Raw genomic sequence first — 14,764 nt, forward strand, 5'->3', positions numbered from 1 at the left:
CGGCCCAATCATGAAAACAAAAATTTACGCCGGTATGATCCGGTTTTCGCGGAGCTGATCAAATACCCTTTTGAAGGATTCAAAGCTGTCCATCTGCATTTCCTGAAAGCCGTTCCGGCGAAGTTTACTTACGTCAAAGAAGGCATCGTGCAGGTTATTGAAAATAAAATCACCGAAAGGCCATTGTACCAGTTTACCGAGTTCATGTCCGGCTAATTGGTATTTGGCATTCATCTGACGCCACAATTCATCTTTATCACCCATATAGGTCGCAAGGGAAAATGTCTGCGGCTCATCTACCGGTACACCAAAATAGGCACCGAATTTGGGCCATAGTTCTTTCCAGCGAAATATATCACCGTTGGTCAGATTGAAGATTTCACCATGTGCCGATTTATTGACCGCCACATATTCCATTCCCTTAGCCAATAGTTCCGCATCGGTTACATTCACTAATACATCATAAGCTTTTTCCGAGCCCGGGAAACGCATCGGCACGTTCAACTCCTTGCACATAGTCGCATAAACCGCGATTAATGTACCCAGGTTCATCGGGTTGCCAATAGCCAGGCCAATGATGATGTCGGGCCTTAAGGCGGTCCAGCTCCAGGATTTAGCTTCAGCTTGTTTCCTCAGGAAGTCTTCCTGGTCATAGTAAAAGTTAGGCGGAAAATGACGGGCATCAGTTTCTTTGGCCGGTGTTTTGTATTTGCCCAGGTGTGCGCCATAGGCTTTACCGCCCTGAATGAAGGTAACGTGTTTAAAGCCGGGGGCTATCTGTTCGATACCAATGACCAGGTTTTCCAGTAATTCGGTATTTACTTTGGTCTGCTCCTTCAGGGTGTGTTTTTCGATATAGGCACCGAAAAAAACGTGCGTTACGTCCTTTAATTTATCCTTTTGCTGTTCCACTGCCGCCGGGTCGGTCAGATCGAGGCGCAGGAACTCGAAATCGCCGGAATAGCTTAACGGTGAATGGGAAGTGACGATCACTTTCCATTCACCTGTGGCGGCCAGGTAAGTAGCCAGGTTACGGCCAACAATGCCGTTACCGCCGCTGATCAATGCTGTGTTTTTCATGATAGAATTGTAATTAAACAGTTTTTAATTTACCGTAGGCTTTCAGTACCTGCCCGTTGATCTTTTCCGTAACGGTTTGCTTATAGGCGGCCGCCACTTCCTCACCCGGAATGGACTCCCTGTTTTCGGGTTCACCATATTTGGCAACACTTTCGGTTAATACTGATGGGCTCACCACGTTCAGCCGGATATTTTTTGGCATTTCCAGTGCCGCGTTTACAACAAAGCCGTTCAGGGCGCCATTGATCATGCCGAGGTTGGCACTGTTGACATTGCCTTCTTCCGCAAGATTGCCCGAGGTCAGGGTAAAAAAGCCGCCGGCATTAATGTAGTCTTTGCCGATCAGTACAAGGTTAACCTGTCCCATTAGTTTATTACCAAGGCCTTTAATGGCTTCGCCTGCACTCATTTTTTCCAGCGGGCCGTAGTAGCCCGAACCTGCCGCGGATATCAAACCGTCAAAGGGACCTACTTTTTCAAAAAGCGCTTTTATGGATTCTTCTGAAGTGATGTTTACCTGTAGCTCGCCCGAGTTTTGGCCTACTGCAATGATCTCGGCATTTAAATCGGATAACGATTTGGTGATGGCTTGTCCTATGGTGCCGTTGGCACCTACTAAAATGATTTTCATTTTTATTTTGATTATAGTTTTACAACTCCTGCCTGCTGCAGGAAAGTTAAATTGTCTTCCAGGTGCCAGTCTTCATAAACCTTGCCATTTTTAACATGCAGGATATCAATGGCAAAGAATTTAATGGCATTTCCACTGGCAAGGTGGCCGTTTACCGGTCCGGTGTTATGCCCGGTGTAGATCTGGCGACAAACAATCTTGCCCTTGGTAATGATCAGATCTTCCACACTACATTGCAGATCCGGCACCGCGGTGCGGAAATTTTTAGAGGCAAATAAAATACCCTGGTAACCTTGCGGGCGTCCTACCGGTAGGGTGTTGTCGAAAAATTCGGGCGAAACGGCCTGGCTCAGGTATACCTCCTTACCCGTATTCCAAAAGGCGTAAAGCAGTTTACCGGTTTTTAGCAGTTGCGCCGCTTCGGCTTTGGACAGGCTTTTGTCGATGGTGACGGATTTCGGAACAGGTATATCGGCGTTTTCCTGTGCCCTGGCCGCCGGGGCAGCCAGCATCGTCAGGAATAGCACACCACCTATCACACGTATCAATTTTGATGCTTTCATGATTTTCATATTAACGGTAATCAGGATCTACCAATGAAGATTTATCATTCAGGGTCATGCGGGCGATTTCGTCCTTGCGCATAAATTTTACGCCTTCATGCTGCAAAGCATAGGTCAGAAACTGATCCATTACATTTACTTGAGCGGGTGTGCCGCTGATGCGGTCGTGCGCGCTGAAGGACATCATCCTTTTTTTAGTTGCACCTTCTTTGTACAACTGGTCAAATTCCAGTTTCAGCGTTTCCAAAAATTGCGCCGATGAAAAATAACGGCCTTCCAGTAATTGGATATCGTTGCAACGCAGTGTATAAGGGACTACCGCAAATTTTTTGCCTTCAACCGGGATCAAAAAAGGTTCGTCATGGCTCAGATCGTCGATATGATAGATAAAGCCCAATTCCTGTAGGATTTTGATGGTATTCGGACTTCTTCTCAGCCAGTTGCAGTTGTAACCTACCGTAGTCTGGCCGGTGATCTTTTTGATCAGGTCCACGCTATCCTTGATGAATTTCTTTTCTTCCTCATAGCCCATGGTATATTCCGGGCTCCAGTAAAATCCGTGGCCTGAGATCTCATGGCCTCTTTTTACGATCTCATTAGCCAGATCGGGGCTTTTCTGGGCGGCGCTGGCAATAGTATGGCTGGTTACTTTTACATTATGTTTATCCCAAAGATCCAACATACGAGGTATGCCTTCTTTGTAGCCATAGTGGAACCATGTTTTTGCCGGAAGATCGGTATATCCTTTTTCCAGGTTTGGCGGGAACGGGCTGTCAAAACCGGTTTCGGGTTCGCCGCCTGCTTCAAATTGCATCGATATGGAAATGGCCAACCTGGTGCCATCGCTCCATTTAGAATTTTCTGTGTTCATAGGTGTTGATTTTGGTGTTTGTGAAAAAATTGTTTTTGGGATCAAAAGCGTTCCTGCACCTAACAGGGCAGTGCTTTTCAGGAAATCTTTACGTGTGGTCATTGGATTGTTTATTTAGATAGGTGATTATGTTGTGTGTTGGTATTATCAGGCAGAAATTGCAGCAGTAACGCCAAAAACGCGATGTGGATCAGCTGCGATGGGATGGCGTCCCAGTTTTCTATCAGGCAGGAGCCGAAGATCAGCAGCGTCATCACTGCAGCCCCGGCGATCAGTGCCTGGCGGTAAAACAAACCGGTAATGATTAACAGCCCGATACCGAACTCGGCAAATGGTAACACATAGCTGAAAGGCAGTACGATCACCTGCGGCAGCAGGGAAGCTTTAAATGACCCGGTCATCCAGTTACTGAAGGTGTTAAGCTTTGGCAGGCGTACCAGGCCGTGGCCCAACAAGCTGGTGCCAATGGCGATGCGGGTGATGAGGTATGCTGATTTGTTCATTTTGTTTTCGTTTTGATAAATCAAAGGTCCGCCGATTCTGAACTAAAAAATTGTACAATCATGGGTTTGATGTGTAACTTTACAGGTATGGAGATCAGGAATCTTTACGAGCCATTTGCCTTAGAACTCAGGGAAACAGATAATTACATTGCCCGTGAACATAAAAAGACTTTTTTCGAGATGGTATTCATCCTGGAGGGGACAGGGGTACAGATCATTAATCAGAACAAATTGCCGTATGCGCCTAATAAGCTTTTCCTGATCTTCCCGGAGGATAGCCATGGCTTTGAGGTGCAGGAAACCACCAAATTTTTCTTTATCCGTTTCAACGATAGTTACCTGAGAACGCAGGGTAAGGAATGGATCAAAAAAATGGAATTTATCTTTCATGTACATAACCATTTGCCGGGCTGCATCTTAAAGAATGTGACCGACAAGCCGCTGATCCGATCACTGGTGGAGGCGCTTAACCGGGAGGTCATCAATAATAATGCGAACCATGATGAGGTTATTACCCAACTTATTAATACGATCATTACAGTAGCCGCAAGAAATATTACCCTGCAGGACAGTGTGCCCGCAAGCGGGCCAAGTTCCAATACCTCCATGTCTTTAGTCACTTATGTACAGGAGCATATTTACCAGCCGGAAAATCTGAAGGCAGAAAAGATCGCCGCGCATTTTAATATTTCCCCGACCTATATCAGCGAATATTTCCGTAAACATTCCGGCGAGAACCTGCAGCAGTACATTATTAACTACAAACTGAAACTGATGGAAACACGGCTGTTGTATACCGATATGCGGATCAACGAGATCGCCGATGAATTTGGGTTCACAGATGAAAGCCACCTGAACCGGATCTTTAAGAAATATAAGGACCTGAGCCCGACCGCTTTTAGAAAGCAAAGGGCGATAGCCGAATAATCAACTGTTATAGCTTCCTTATTCCATTTCAAAAAATCACTGGTAATTTCCCGGTGAACTATTATCCATTTCAGCCTTAATATTGTCCGCTTCAGCTCAATAAAGTTGTGTCAAAACGGCGTTCCGTTATTTTTGACAGGCATATGCTTTTAACACTGTTTAACACTAATTCATTTTGGATTAACAAAAGCGTGCACGGTCTCCCGGTAACTTTACCATCAAATCAGAGAATCATGAAAACCAGCATTACCCTTATCGCCGCAGCGCTGATAGCCTGCATCATTTTTTCAAGCTGCCACGCTTCAGTTACTAAAATAGCTCCGCCCACAACCGCAAAAGATACGACCAGCCATACCATGCTGCACCCGGATTCCAATACCGTTTATCTGGATACGGCCGGTAAAAAAATAGATCCCAAGCTATTTATGGAGAGTATGAAATCCGGGAAATTTACTTTTGTTCCGGATATGAAAAATGGTAAGGTGATCAGTATTAAATTAACAGCTTCAGAACTAAAAGTAACCATGGGCTCGATGGCCCCGGTTTTCGCAGGTACGGATATTAACGGCCATCCGATCGACCTGAAAGCGCTGAAAGGTAAAATGGTGGTCCTGAATTTCTGGTTCACCAGCTGCGCCCCCTGTATATCGGAAATGCCGGAAATGAATGACATGGTAGCCAAATATAAGGATGATAACAGCGTTTTTTTTGTAGCGGTGACCTATAACAGCCCTGATGAGGTAAAAGCGTTCCTGAAACGGAAGGATTTTAAATTCAATATCCTGGCCGGCCGCGCCGACATTATTAAGGAGTACGGCATCAGCGGGTATCCCACCAGTATGGTGATTGACAAGACCGGTAATATCGCTTATTCCCTGACCACTTATGACGGGACGAATGTAGCGCAGCTGGACGGCGTTATCGGCGCGTTGAAAAATGTAAAATGAGCCTCCGTTCAATTTTGTCCGCCTCCGGAAACAATATGTCCGCTTCCGACCCGGAATTGTCCGCTTCGGCTTGGTTGCGCGATGTGCAGTGTGTCAGCATCAGGCTTTCAAACGTATAAGGGTGCATAACATATGCTAACATGAAAAAACAACTATTCATCGCACTCCTCTTTTTGACGGCCTGTTCGAAGCAAAGCCTGGTACAACCATCTTTAACAGCCGGTAATCTGGCAATAAGTAATAACGCATTAAGCTTACTCACCACAGGCGATGTGGTGGGTAAGGTTACCGTTGGCTACCAGGGCTGGTTCAGCTGCGCCAACGACGGTTCTCCATTTTCTACTTTTTGGTGGCACTGGTCAAAGGACAACGGCCTGCCCGGCAATAACAACACAGCCAATAAATCCTGGCCGGATGTACGTGAATACACGAATACCTATCAAACGGCTTATGCTAATTTAGGTAATGGCAGCCCGGCAAAATTATTTTCTTCCTGGGACCAGCAGACCGTAGATACCCACTTCCGCTGGATGCAGGAAAACAACATTGACGTGGCAGCCCTGCAGCGTTTTAACCCGAACGGCAGTGAAGGGCCGATCAGGGACGGCATTACGGCCAAAGTAAAAACCGCTGCCGAGGCGCACGGCCGCAAATTCTATATTATGTATGATATCAGCGGCTGGGACAATTTCCAAACAGAGATCAAAACGGACTGGACCTCGAAAATGTCTGCTTATATCACTTCTTCGGCTTACGCCCGCCAGGGCGGCAAACCGGTGGTTTGCATCTGGGGTTTGGGATTCCCCGACCGGACGATGACGGCGGCGGCAGAAGTTGATGTGATCAACTGGTTTAAAAGCCATGGATGTTACGTGATCGGCGGGGTACCGCATGAATGGCGTGACTATACGGTTGCAGGCCCAAAGAACTTCGATGCTGTTTTCAAGGCCCTGAACATGATCTCCCCATGGATGATCGGTGCGATCGGTACGATCCAGGAATCAGATAGTTATTACACCAATGTCAACACACCTGATATGGCCTACTGTAAGGCTAATGGCATTGCTTATCAACCCTGTGTGGAGCCGGGTGATCTTTCCGCACGCCAGCGGGTGCATGGTGATTTTATGTGGCGGCAGTTTTATAACATGATCCGAGTGGGCGCGCAGGGTATCTACATTTCCATGTTCGACGAATACGGGGAAGGTAACCAAATCGCCAAAGCGGGCGAAGATGCTTCGATGGTTCCTGCCGGTTCCGGTATTTTAGGCCTTGATGAAGATGGTATCCACTGCTCTTCGGATTACTACCTGCGCCTGACCAAAGACGGCGGCAATATGCTGAAAGGATTGATCCCGCTAACGTCGCTGCGTCCTACCGAGCCGGTAATCGGCGGCGGCGGTGCGCACCTGCCGCCTATCGGGCAGTCCCTTCATATTAAAGGATATAACCAACTTTACGTTAGCGGAGAAAATGGCAACGGCGCGATGTATTGCAATACGGCCAGGGCAGATATTTGGGAAACATTCACCGTTGTAGATGCCGGGAATGGTAAAGTAGCGCTGCAAAGTATGGGAAAATATGTTTCCTCCGAAAATGGTGTAGCTGCGTTGACCTGCAACCGGGCGAGCGTTGGCCCCTGGGAACAGTTTGACTACATTACCAACAGCGACGGCTCTGTTTCACTCAGGGGGAATAATGGCAAATTTGTAACCCAGGAAGATGGCACTAAACCGATGATCTGTGACCGTTCTACAGCAAGTATCTGGGAGAAATTTACGATAGAATAACCCTGTTTAAAATTTCCCTGCACCATGCAAGCGCCTCAAGCTTTTTTTCCGAGGCGTTTGCATGATAATTTGTTGTTATGGAAATATAAATGAATTTAATTGTCATCATAAAAAAGGGCAGCTATAATTAGGGCATCACCATTATCAGTAACATCGAAATTATAACCCTAATGAAAAGCATTATTATGCATTCCAGAATCAGTTTGATTTTACTCATTATTCTTTGCGTGGTTCTTCTTGCCGTTGTTTCCGGTTGTCTGATCATGAATACCAAGCCTTTCGGACAGATCCCGGAGGGTGCGCGACTCGACTCTATCAAGCGGTCCCCAAATTTCAGGGACGGCAAGTTCCAGAACCAAACAAACCGCCCCGATTTGAGTGAAGGGGTTAGCTATTGGAAAGCTTTCTGGGATTCGATGACCAAAAAGGATAAAAGAAGTACGCCGAAGGACAGCATCCCCACCATGAAAACTGACCTCAGGGGATTGAATCCACGGGAAAACGTATTAGTTTGGCTGGGACATTCTTCGTCTTACCTCCAACTGGATGGCAAGCGTATCCTGATCGACCCGGTGCTGAGCAAGAACGGTTCCCCGGTAAGTTTTATCAATAAAGCCTACAAAGGCACCAGTATTTACCAGCCGGCAGATTTTCCGGACATTGATGTCCTGCTGATCTCCCATGATCATTGGGACCACCTGGATTACCCTACCGTGAAAGCCTTGCAGCCGAGAGTTAAAAAGGTGATCTGCGGGCTCGGGACCGGTGAACATTTCAGGCGCTGGGGATACCGGGAAGACCAGATCGTTGAAAAGGACTGGAACCAATTGGTCGTGATCGACAGTTCCCTGAAAATTACGGTTACCCCGGCCCATCATAATTCAGGTAGGGGCACCAAGATCAGGCGCAGTTTATGGGCCTCCTTTGTAATCAGGAGCACCTCTTTCAATATTTATTACAGCGGTGACAGCGGCTATGATAAACATTTCAAAGCGATCGGCCAGGCCTATGGCCCGTTTGACCTGTCACTGATCGAATGCGGGCAGTATGATCAGAACTATAAATATACCCACATGCAGCCGGAGCAAAGTATGCAGGCTGCGATCGATCTGAAAACGGTAAGGATGGTACCGGTTCACTGGGCGAAGTTCACCGAAAGTAATCATGCCTGGGATGAACCGATTAAGCGCATTACGGCGTTAGCCAGGCAGCACCACCTGTTATTGGTCACACCCATGATTGGCCAGGCCGTGGATCTTGATCATATTCCGCTCAGCTTCCCGGAATGGTGGCGGGGGATCAACTAAGTAACAGCCAAAAGGGCGTACCGGAAAATGGTACGCCCTTTTTAATTATTGCCAGTGGACAGGATGGGTAAGAATTCGTGCATAAACACCCGGCAAAAAACTATCATTTTAAAATGCCGCTTTTTGGCCGGATAAAGCTCAACCATATGTTCCCTGAAATTCAACATGACTTCCAGCCTGTAGGGGGCGGGTAAGGCCGTCCAGGTTTTCAGGGCTTTTTTAAGATTAAGAAAACTGGTCAGACTACTATGGCTGCAAGTGGACATGACAAAATTATCAATTGAATGGTAGTGCATAGTGTAATCTTCTTCCACTATGTATCGATGATAACCATTATCCTTGCTCAGGTTTTTAAGTTTACTGTTGAGGTGTCCTACCAGTACAAAACTGACCAGGTCGCGGTGGCCCTCATTTAACTGGTGGTCATTCACATTTGCCTCGTTCATACTTTATACATTTCTTTTAAAGATCTCGGTGCATAAAAAGATCCCTTTCTGGCCGGTTATGCAGGCGATGGAATGAATAAACCGGACCACTTTGCCGTTCATATCGATATCCGTCCCTGACCAGCAAACGTTTACCTGCAAAAAATTAAAGCGCTCATTGCTTTGGAGGCAGATGAAATCATCCCCATCGAGTTGAAAATCCAGGTCATAGCCGGAATGGTGCAGCTCGATGATCCTTTGCGTCATGCTTGCGGAGTGTAATTTCATATGGTCTGATCACTTATTACTAACCCAGTTGCCTGCAGGCTGTTCATTCGCCGGCTCGCAGCCGCTAACTGCTTACTTTTAAATCTCAGGAATAAGCTTTTTAAAAACGATTAAACCTGCCCCAGGCGGACAAAATCAAAGCTGACCATTCTATTTACTCCGCTGAATACAGTCGTTATTTTAATAGCTCTCATTCAGGGAGTTAGTGCCTATGGCTTAACTTTATTTAACTTAGGTTAACATCTCTATGAGAGTGTTCTTTGTAAGATCAGGTTAATTTTTGCAGATTCCGGTTACCGTGCCCGGATAGATGTTTTAAAAGCAAAATCAATCAGCATAACTGTATAGTTGATAGACTTGATGTGTCTGTTTTACAAATAAAAAAATCGGATTTAGCCGGATAAGCGGCCTGTAGCGAATTTGGCTGCGGGCCGCTGAGAATTTTCCTTATCGCTGGCCTTAAGCATTTGCCAGATCTCAGTTATATTTTACTGGTCCTTAAAAACGGCAGAAAAGACAGCGTGATATTGGCATAAGGGACACTGTTATTCCTGTTCCTGATAAAATAATCATTGGGGTTAGTGTTACGCTCAAACATCCTGGCAGTCAGGGTTGAAAATAAGCCGCCGTTTACGCCGATGATCACTTTTTGCGAGATCTTGTATTCGAAAGATGGCCCGGTTTTTAGTTCCAGGGTGGAATAAGTATCATCGTGCGGAACCTGCGGCTGATCAAGTTTAAAAAACGCAAAGCTGCCGCTGAGTTCTGTACCAAAGGTTGCCCAGGCTCTTGCTGAAAGCTGTTTGCGGATCAAAGCCCGTGTAGGCAGGTCAATATAAAGTTCCAGATCATCGGTTTGGAATTTATGCCAGTAGCTGAATATCGGCAATACCGGGCTTGGCGTGGATGGATCGATGATAACGACCAGACCCAGGGAATAACTGGTAGTTGCCGTATGCTTTAACGGGAAAGTAATCGTTCCGGCATAATTTAATCGCTGGACCGAGGAAAACTGATCGGTATAACCAGCAATGGTTCCGCTGTAGATTACCGGTGTATTGAAAAGCGAGTCATTCCGCGAATAGGTCAGCGAAACACCAACTGTCCGCTTGTTAAAGCTTTGATTATAGATAGGAACCTGTGGGTTAAAATCCTGTACATGGTTGATTTCGAAATGCTGTTCGAGGTAGTTCACTGAACCCAGCAAAGAGTTTTTTACCCATTTACTGATAGGTACATTAAAATTCGCTCTTTCCCTGACGATTTGAATCTTTCCTTTATATAAAGGATTTCCATAAAGTTCGGAGTTTGAATTTCCGGTTGCGAGTACTTCTGTAGAAATGGCTCCCTGCCTGAGTATCGGGTACCGGGTGGCAATATCATCCAGGTAAACGGATTTAACGGAGTCTGCTTTTTCTTCTTTCGTTTTTGGTAAGGTCTGTGCTATAGCGCTGGTTTGGATAAGGGCCGTTATGCAGATCAATAAAGTTGTGTTTTTCATAGTTGGAGAATATTAAGCGTTTTATCGCTTCTGTTTAAAATCCCATTTTCCGTACAGTATATTTTTCTGCACGGACGAATGAGCTGTCGATTTTATTGGGGTAAAATGGCTAATTCATTTGCTTACAGATTCGGCTGTCTATAGCTATCAAGACATGGTATCTTTTATAGTTATTGTTCTGATTAAGGCAGTTATTTAAATTCTTCAAGCAGATTTCAAAGACTAAAATTCTATACTAAGCATTTCAAAAAAAACTTTACTTGGGTCAAGCGGACAAAACCGCAGGGGACATCCTGAAAATTAGGCGGGAACTAAACCGGGGGTCAATCCAGCCGGTCAACATCCCGGCCGGCAGTAAACCTGAGGCATTGCTCAACAGGAATTTTATAGAAATCAACGGCTATTATGGATACTTCACCGTAAAATAATTGCAGGTTATACGTAAGGGAGTCAAATTTGTCCCCGGTTACAGGATCATCAGGTGTCATTAACGAAAAGGTGCCGGATAATGTTAAGCAGCCGGATTCAGGGTCAGCCAGTCCAGGAAATTGCTGGATTTAAGTTTACTAACCACGATCTTATGCGGGCATTGGCATTTTAAGTTAATGGTTATCGTCCTGGTAAAGCTTGTGGAAAGGTCTTTAATAGCAGCTTTATTGATCAGCGACTGACGGTTGACCCGGTAGAAATTAATGCCCAAGTGCTTTTCAAGGTCTTCCAGGCTGCGCTGAACAAAGTAAGACCGGCCATCAAAGGTTACAAGCTGCACCAATTCATGTTCTAAAAAAAACAAGGCGATGTCATTATGTAAAACAGGAATGATCTTATCTTTAAAACGAACGAGGATCCGGTCCTCGGCAGGGTTCTTTCTGGCCAGCAAGTTAAATCCCGGGAAGATATTATCCATATCCGGGACTTTGGTTAATGCATTATATTTTTCAATGACTTTGCCAATGATCTCCCGGTCGGGCAGGTATATTTTTTCGGCTACCAACAAACCTTTTATGCCGCATGCGGAATCTATGGTATGCACATATTTACAGTCATGGGTATTGTAGTCATAGCAAAGGTCGGCAAGACCCACTTTAACTTTCTCCCCAGTAAAGATCTTATTATTTTGAAGGCAAAGCAACTTGTTATTCTTTTGAAGCCTGAAATCATGGGTATAACCATTTCCCTGAAGTGTATTCAGGAGGCTGCTTTCGATGCCTTGAAATCTTTTGGAAGATGTTAATTCGATCATGTCGTTCATAATTCTGTTATTAAAGATAGATGGTAAATGGTACAATTAATTCAACAGCGCAACTCATTACAGTTAACGACGATCGGACAGGTCCGGACAGCTAATCAGGGGACGCGGGCGCCTGTCTTTGAAAAAACAATCGTCATGAAATTGTAATTATGACGAACGGCGTATTCCAAGAAGTATACCACTCTATAAATTATTGAATTTCAGATAAATACAAAATCGCTATCTTTGAAACTATTGATATATCGACAATTTTCCAGTTTCTGGTATTGATATTTAAATAAAAAGAACCAGTAGTCCCGATGAAAAAAGGAAGGTAAAAAGGACTGATATAATTAGCTCGGGTATTGGGCAAATTTTTCTTATCATTATGTAAAATCAATGAAGCACAAGCTTTAGTGAATGGATCAGCAAACAAAAAAACATAGTCATTTTAAAGCAGTTTTGCATGCCGTATTTTGGGTGTTAATATTTGTCGGCCCGCTGACGGCGGCGGCCCAATTTTATCCTGAACCGCCACGAATAATGGCGTCACAGGAAACGCTGCTGCTGAACAACCTTGCCGAATCGCCGCTTGCCCCATCGAAGATCAAAATCCTGATCGACCTCAGTAATTTATATTTTAATAAACCTTATAAGATCAAGGCAGACCTGAGCCGCAGTTTGGTATATGCGTTACAAGCCCAAAAACTGAGCCTTAAATACCATGATATCAAAGGTTTTAGCGATGCAGCATGCCGGGCGGCAGATGTTTACCTGTGGCAAAATAATTTTAAAGATGCTGTCGTGTTATTACCAGCCCTGAGCGATACCAGCCGTTTAAACTTGCTTTTACAACTCAGTTTTTCCTATGCCAATACCAGTGTGGGGGCGGATCTGGAAAACGCTGAAAATTCGATGCTTTATGTTGCAAAGGCCAGGGAACTGGCCATCAAACTTGGTAACAAACAAGCCATCCTGCAAACGGATCTTTACACGGCTGAGGTGCATATTATGGAGGGGAAGTATATTCTTGCCCAGCAAGAATTAAATGACCTGGTTGGTAAATACCGGGCCATCGGGTACGCCAAACTCCATTATGTTTACAGGCAGTACCGGATCTTGTATATGATCAACGGTAATGCGGACAAATACCTCGAATACGCGTTAAAGGCTGTAAATACGATGAACGCTACACGTGATACCCTGATGGCGGGAGATTTCTATTATGCTTTGGCTACGGCCTTTAAAGACCAGGGACAGTATGATAAAAGCCGGGAATTTTTCGAACGTTCCCTCAATTCCTTTAGTATAAACGGTGGTTTCGGAAGCGTTTATTACAGTATCGCGGCAATTGCCGATGTTTACATTAACAAGCACCAGTTTGTAAACGCCCTCTCTTATTTACAAAATACCCTCAGGCGATTCCCGGCACCGAAGGACAATGATGAAGTGGTTATCACCAGTTCATTCGCTGATTGTTATTTAAAACTAAAAATGTTCCCTGAAGCGGAGGCGTGTTTTTTAAAAGAGTTCAATCTTTATAAATCACGGAACGCCTTGACAGAGTATGCTTACCGCAGACTGGCGTTTTTTTATATTGAAAGTAAAAATTATGCAAAGGCCCGGCCTTTGATTGAACAGGCTTTAAAACTTCAAAATGGCTTTACGGAAATAAGTACAAAAGGCTATACCGAGTATATTGCTTTTTTGGCAGATTCTGCCGCAGGCAATTACCTGTCGGCCATACGGCACCTGAGCAAAAACAAACTTTATGATGATACGCTGTACAAGCAAAAAAAGGTAGCCGCAACACAAAAACTGCTCGTTCAATATGAGTCCGGCCAAAAAAACCAGCGGATCATGATCCTGGAACAGCAAGGCCAGCTGCAGGAGGCAAAATTAAAACAAGCCAATGTCATTCGGGATGTCACTATCGGAGGTATCGTAATCTCCATCGCCATAGGCCTGATTTTTTATCGTCAAAGCCGGCAAAGGCAATTGGCAGCGAGAATTATTACCCATAAAAACGAGCAGCTGGAACGTTTACTTTCCGAAAAGGAATGGTTATTAAAAGAAGTTCATCACCGGGTGAAGAATAATCTTCATACAGTGATCTGCCTGCTTGAAATACAGGCTGAATTTTTAAAGGATGACGCACTGAAAGCGATCGAAAACAGTCAGCACCGCATCTACGCCATGTCACTGATCCATCAGAAACTTTATATGGCAGAAGATGTGAAGTCCGTAAATATGGCTGAATACCTCCCTGAACTGGTTACATATTTGAAAGATAGTTTCCTGGATGAAACCCGTGTGCATTTTGACTTGAATATTGAACCGGTTATGCTGAATATTTTGCAGGCCATGCCTTTAGGGCTTATTGTGAATGAAGCGGTGACCAATGCGATCAAATATGCTTTTCCGAGGCAACAGAACGGGAAGATCAGTATTTCGCTGCTGTGCGAGGGCGACAACGTTATGCTGCTGATCTCAGACGATGGCATTGGCTTCCGCCGGGACGAAGAGTTAGAAAAACAAAGTTCGTTGGGCTTAAAACTCATGCAGGGGTTAAGCGATGATATCAATGCGGAGCTGACCTTTTTATCACAAAGCGGCACCCATATCCGGATCATTTTTCCATACGACCTGACAGAGGAGAATTATGCCGAACCATCCATTTTTAAAGAAAGAGAGGGCTAA

General features: G+C 45.0%; 14 protein-coding genes. 5 read left to right on the top strand and 9 right to left on the bottom strand.

Going from position 1 to position 14,764, the window contains the following annotated elements; all coding sequences use genetic code 11:
* Positions 1–24: 24 nt before the first annotated feature.
* The 5 genes from GSQ84_RS06290 to GSQ84_RS06310 are packed head-to-tail and all read right to left on the bottom strand — an operon-like array spanning position 25 to position 3,648.
* On the bottom strand, positions 25–1,080 hold the full coding sequence (locus GSQ84_RS06290; RefSeq protein WP_158796410.1) for an SDR family oxidoreductase: 1,056 nt from the start codon (positions 1,078–1,080) through the stop codon (positions 25–27).
* A gap of 13 nt (positions 1,081–1,093) precedes the next feature.
* Positions 1,094–1,711, bottom strand: a complete 618-nt coding sequence (locus tag GSQ84_RS06295) for a short chain dehydrogenase (RefSeq protein ID WP_158796411.1) — start codon at positions 1,709–1,711, stop codon at positions 1,094–1,096.
* Between the two features lie 11 nt (positions 1,712–1,722).
* Entirely contained in the window at positions 1,723–2,274 is a 552-nt protein-coding gene (locus GSQ84_RS06300; RefSeq protein WP_158796412.1) for an ester cyclase, read from the bottom strand.
* A 10-nt stretch (positions 2,275–2,284) separates the two neighbouring features.
* Positions 2,285–3,247, bottom strand: a complete 963-nt coding sequence (locus GSQ84_RS06305; protein WP_158796413.1) for a polysaccharide deacetylase family protein — start codon at positions 3,245–3,247, stop codon at positions 2,285–2,287.
* 8 nt (positions 3,248–3,255) lie between these two features.
* Positions 3,256–3,648: a DoxX family membrane protein gene (locus GSQ84_RS06310; RefSeq protein ID WP_158796414.1), complete on the bottom strand. Its 393-nt coding sequence runs from the start codon at positions 3,646–3,648 to the stop codon at positions 3,256–3,258.
* 69 nt (positions 3,649–3,717) lie between these two features.
* Here GSQ84_RS06310 and GSQ84_RS06315 point away from each other — a divergent pair, with 69 nt between their 5' ends.
* The 4 genes from GSQ84_RS06315 to GSQ84_RS06330 all read left to right on the top strand — a co-directional run bounded on the left by GSQ84_RS06315 (position 3,718) and on the right by GSQ84_RS06330 (position 8,619).
* The gene (locus GSQ84_RS06315; protein WP_216848883.1) at positions 3,718–4,575 is read left to right on the top strand and encodes an AraC family transcriptional regulator; all 858 of its coding nucleotides are present in this window, start codon (positions 3,718–3,720) and stop codon (positions 4,573–4,575) included.
* Between the two features lie 233 nt (positions 4,576–4,808).
* Complete coding sequence (locus tag GSQ84_RS06320; protein WP_158796415.1) at positions 4,809–5,522, top strand: TlpA disulfide reductase family protein; 714 nt, start codon at positions 4,809–4,811, stop codon at positions 5,520–5,522.
* A 173-nt stretch (positions 5,523–5,695) separates the two neighbouring features.
* On the top strand, positions 5,696–7,312 hold the full coding sequence (locus GSQ84_RS06325) for a hypothetical protein (protein WP_216848884.1): 1,617 nt from the start codon (positions 5,696–5,698) through the stop codon (positions 7,310–7,312).
* A 170-nt stretch (positions 7,313–7,482) separates the two neighbouring features.
* On the top strand, positions 7,483–8,619 hold the full coding sequence (locus tag GSQ84_RS06330; RefSeq protein WP_216848885.1) for an MBL fold metallo-hydrolase: 1,137 nt from the start codon (positions 7,483–7,485) through the stop codon (positions 8,617–8,619).
* 41 nt (positions 8,620–8,660) lie between these two features.
* On the opposite strand, the gene GSQ84_RS06335 is transcribed toward GSQ84_RS06330, so the two are convergent.
* From GSQ84_RS06335 to GSQ84_RS06350, 4 genes are all read right to left on the bottom strand, one after another.
* Positions 8,661–9,065, bottom strand: coding sequence for a hypothetical protein (locus GSQ84_RS06335; protein ID WP_158796417.1), 405 nt, complete (start codon positions 9,063–9,065; stop codon positions 8,661–8,663).
* 3 nt (positions 9,066–9,068) lie between these two features.
* Positions 9,069–9,332 (bottom strand): hypothetical protein, encoded by a 264-nt coding sequence (locus tag GSQ84_RS06340; protein ID WP_158796418.1) that lies wholly within the window; start codon positions 9,330–9,332, stop codon positions 9,069–9,071.
* 481 nt (positions 9,333–9,813) lie between these two features.
* Complete coding sequence (locus GSQ84_RS06345; protein ID WP_158796419.1) at positions 9,814–10,833, bottom strand: hypothetical protein; 1,020 nt, start codon at positions 10,831–10,833, stop codon at positions 9,814–9,816.
* Positions 10,834–11,344: 511 nt separating this feature from the next.
* Positions 11,345–12,085, bottom strand: a complete 741-nt coding sequence (locus GSQ84_RS06350) for a LytTR family DNA-binding domain-containing protein (RefSeq protein ID WP_158796420.1) — start codon at positions 12,083–12,085, stop codon at positions 11,345–11,347.
* Positions 12,086–12,484: 399 nt separating this feature from the next.
* Here GSQ84_RS06350 and GSQ84_RS06355 point away from each other — a divergent pair, with 399 nt between their 5' ends.
* The gene (locus GSQ84_RS06355) at positions 12,485–14,764 is read left to right on the top strand and encodes a sensor histidine kinase (protein ID WP_158796421.1); all 2,280 of its coding nucleotides are present in this window, start codon (positions 12,485–12,487) and stop codon (positions 14,762–14,764) included.

It is taken from the genome of Pedobacter sp. L105, assembly GCF_009765875.1.
Taxonomy (GTDB): Bacteria; Bacteroidota; Bacteroidia; order Sphingobacteriales; family Sphingobacteriaceae; genus Pedobacter.

Coding starts and splice junctions, on each gene's coding strand:
- GSQ84_RS06290 (WP_158796410.1), bottom strand. CDS start 1,080: ATGAAAAACACAGCATTGATCAGCGGCGGTAACGGCATTGTTGGCCGT.
- GSQ84_RS06295 (WP_158796411.1), bottom strand. CDS start 1,711: ATGAAAATCATTTTAGTAGGTGCCAACGGCACCATAGGACAAGCCATC.
- GSQ84_RS06300 (WP_158796412.1), bottom strand. CDS start 2,274: ATGAAAGCATCAAAATTGATACGTGTGATAGGTGGTGTGCTATTCCTG.
- GSQ84_RS06305 (WP_158796413.1), bottom strand. CDS start 3,247: ATGACCACACGTAAAGATTTCCTGAAAAGCACTGCCCTGTTAGGTGCA.
- GSQ84_RS06310 (WP_158796414.1), bottom strand. CDS start 3,648: ATGAACAAATCAGCATACCTCATCACCCGCATCGCCATTGGCACCAGC.
- GSQ84_RS06315 (WP_216848883.1), top strand. CDS start 3,718: ATGTGTAACTTTACAGGTATGGAGATCAGGAATCTTTACGAGCCATTT.
- GSQ84_RS06320 (WP_158796415.1), top strand. CDS start 4,809: ATGAAAACCAGCATTACCCTTATCGCCGCAGCGCTGATAGCCTGCATC.
- GSQ84_RS06330 (WP_216848885.1), top strand. CDS start 7,483: ATGAAAAGCATTATTATGCATTCCAGAATCAGTTTGATTTTACTCATT.
- GSQ84_RS06335 (WP_158796417.1), bottom strand. CDS start 9,065: ATGAACGAGGCAAATGTGAATGACCACCAGTTAAATGAGGGCCACCGC.
- GSQ84_RS06340 (WP_158796418.1), bottom strand. CDS start 9,332: ATGAAATTACACTCCGCAAGCATGACGCAAAGGATCATCGAGCTGCAC.
- GSQ84_RS06345 (WP_158796419.1), bottom strand. CDS start 10,833: ATGAAAAACACAACTTTATTGATCTGCATAACGGCCCTTATCCAAACC.
- GSQ84_RS06350 (WP_158796420.1), bottom strand. CDS start 12,085: ATGAACGACATGATCGAATTAACATCTTCCAAAAGATTTCAAGGCATC.
- GSQ84_RS06355 (WP_158796421.1), top strand. CDS start 12,485: ATGGATCAGCAAACAAAAAAACATAGTCATTTTAAAGCAGTTTTGCAT.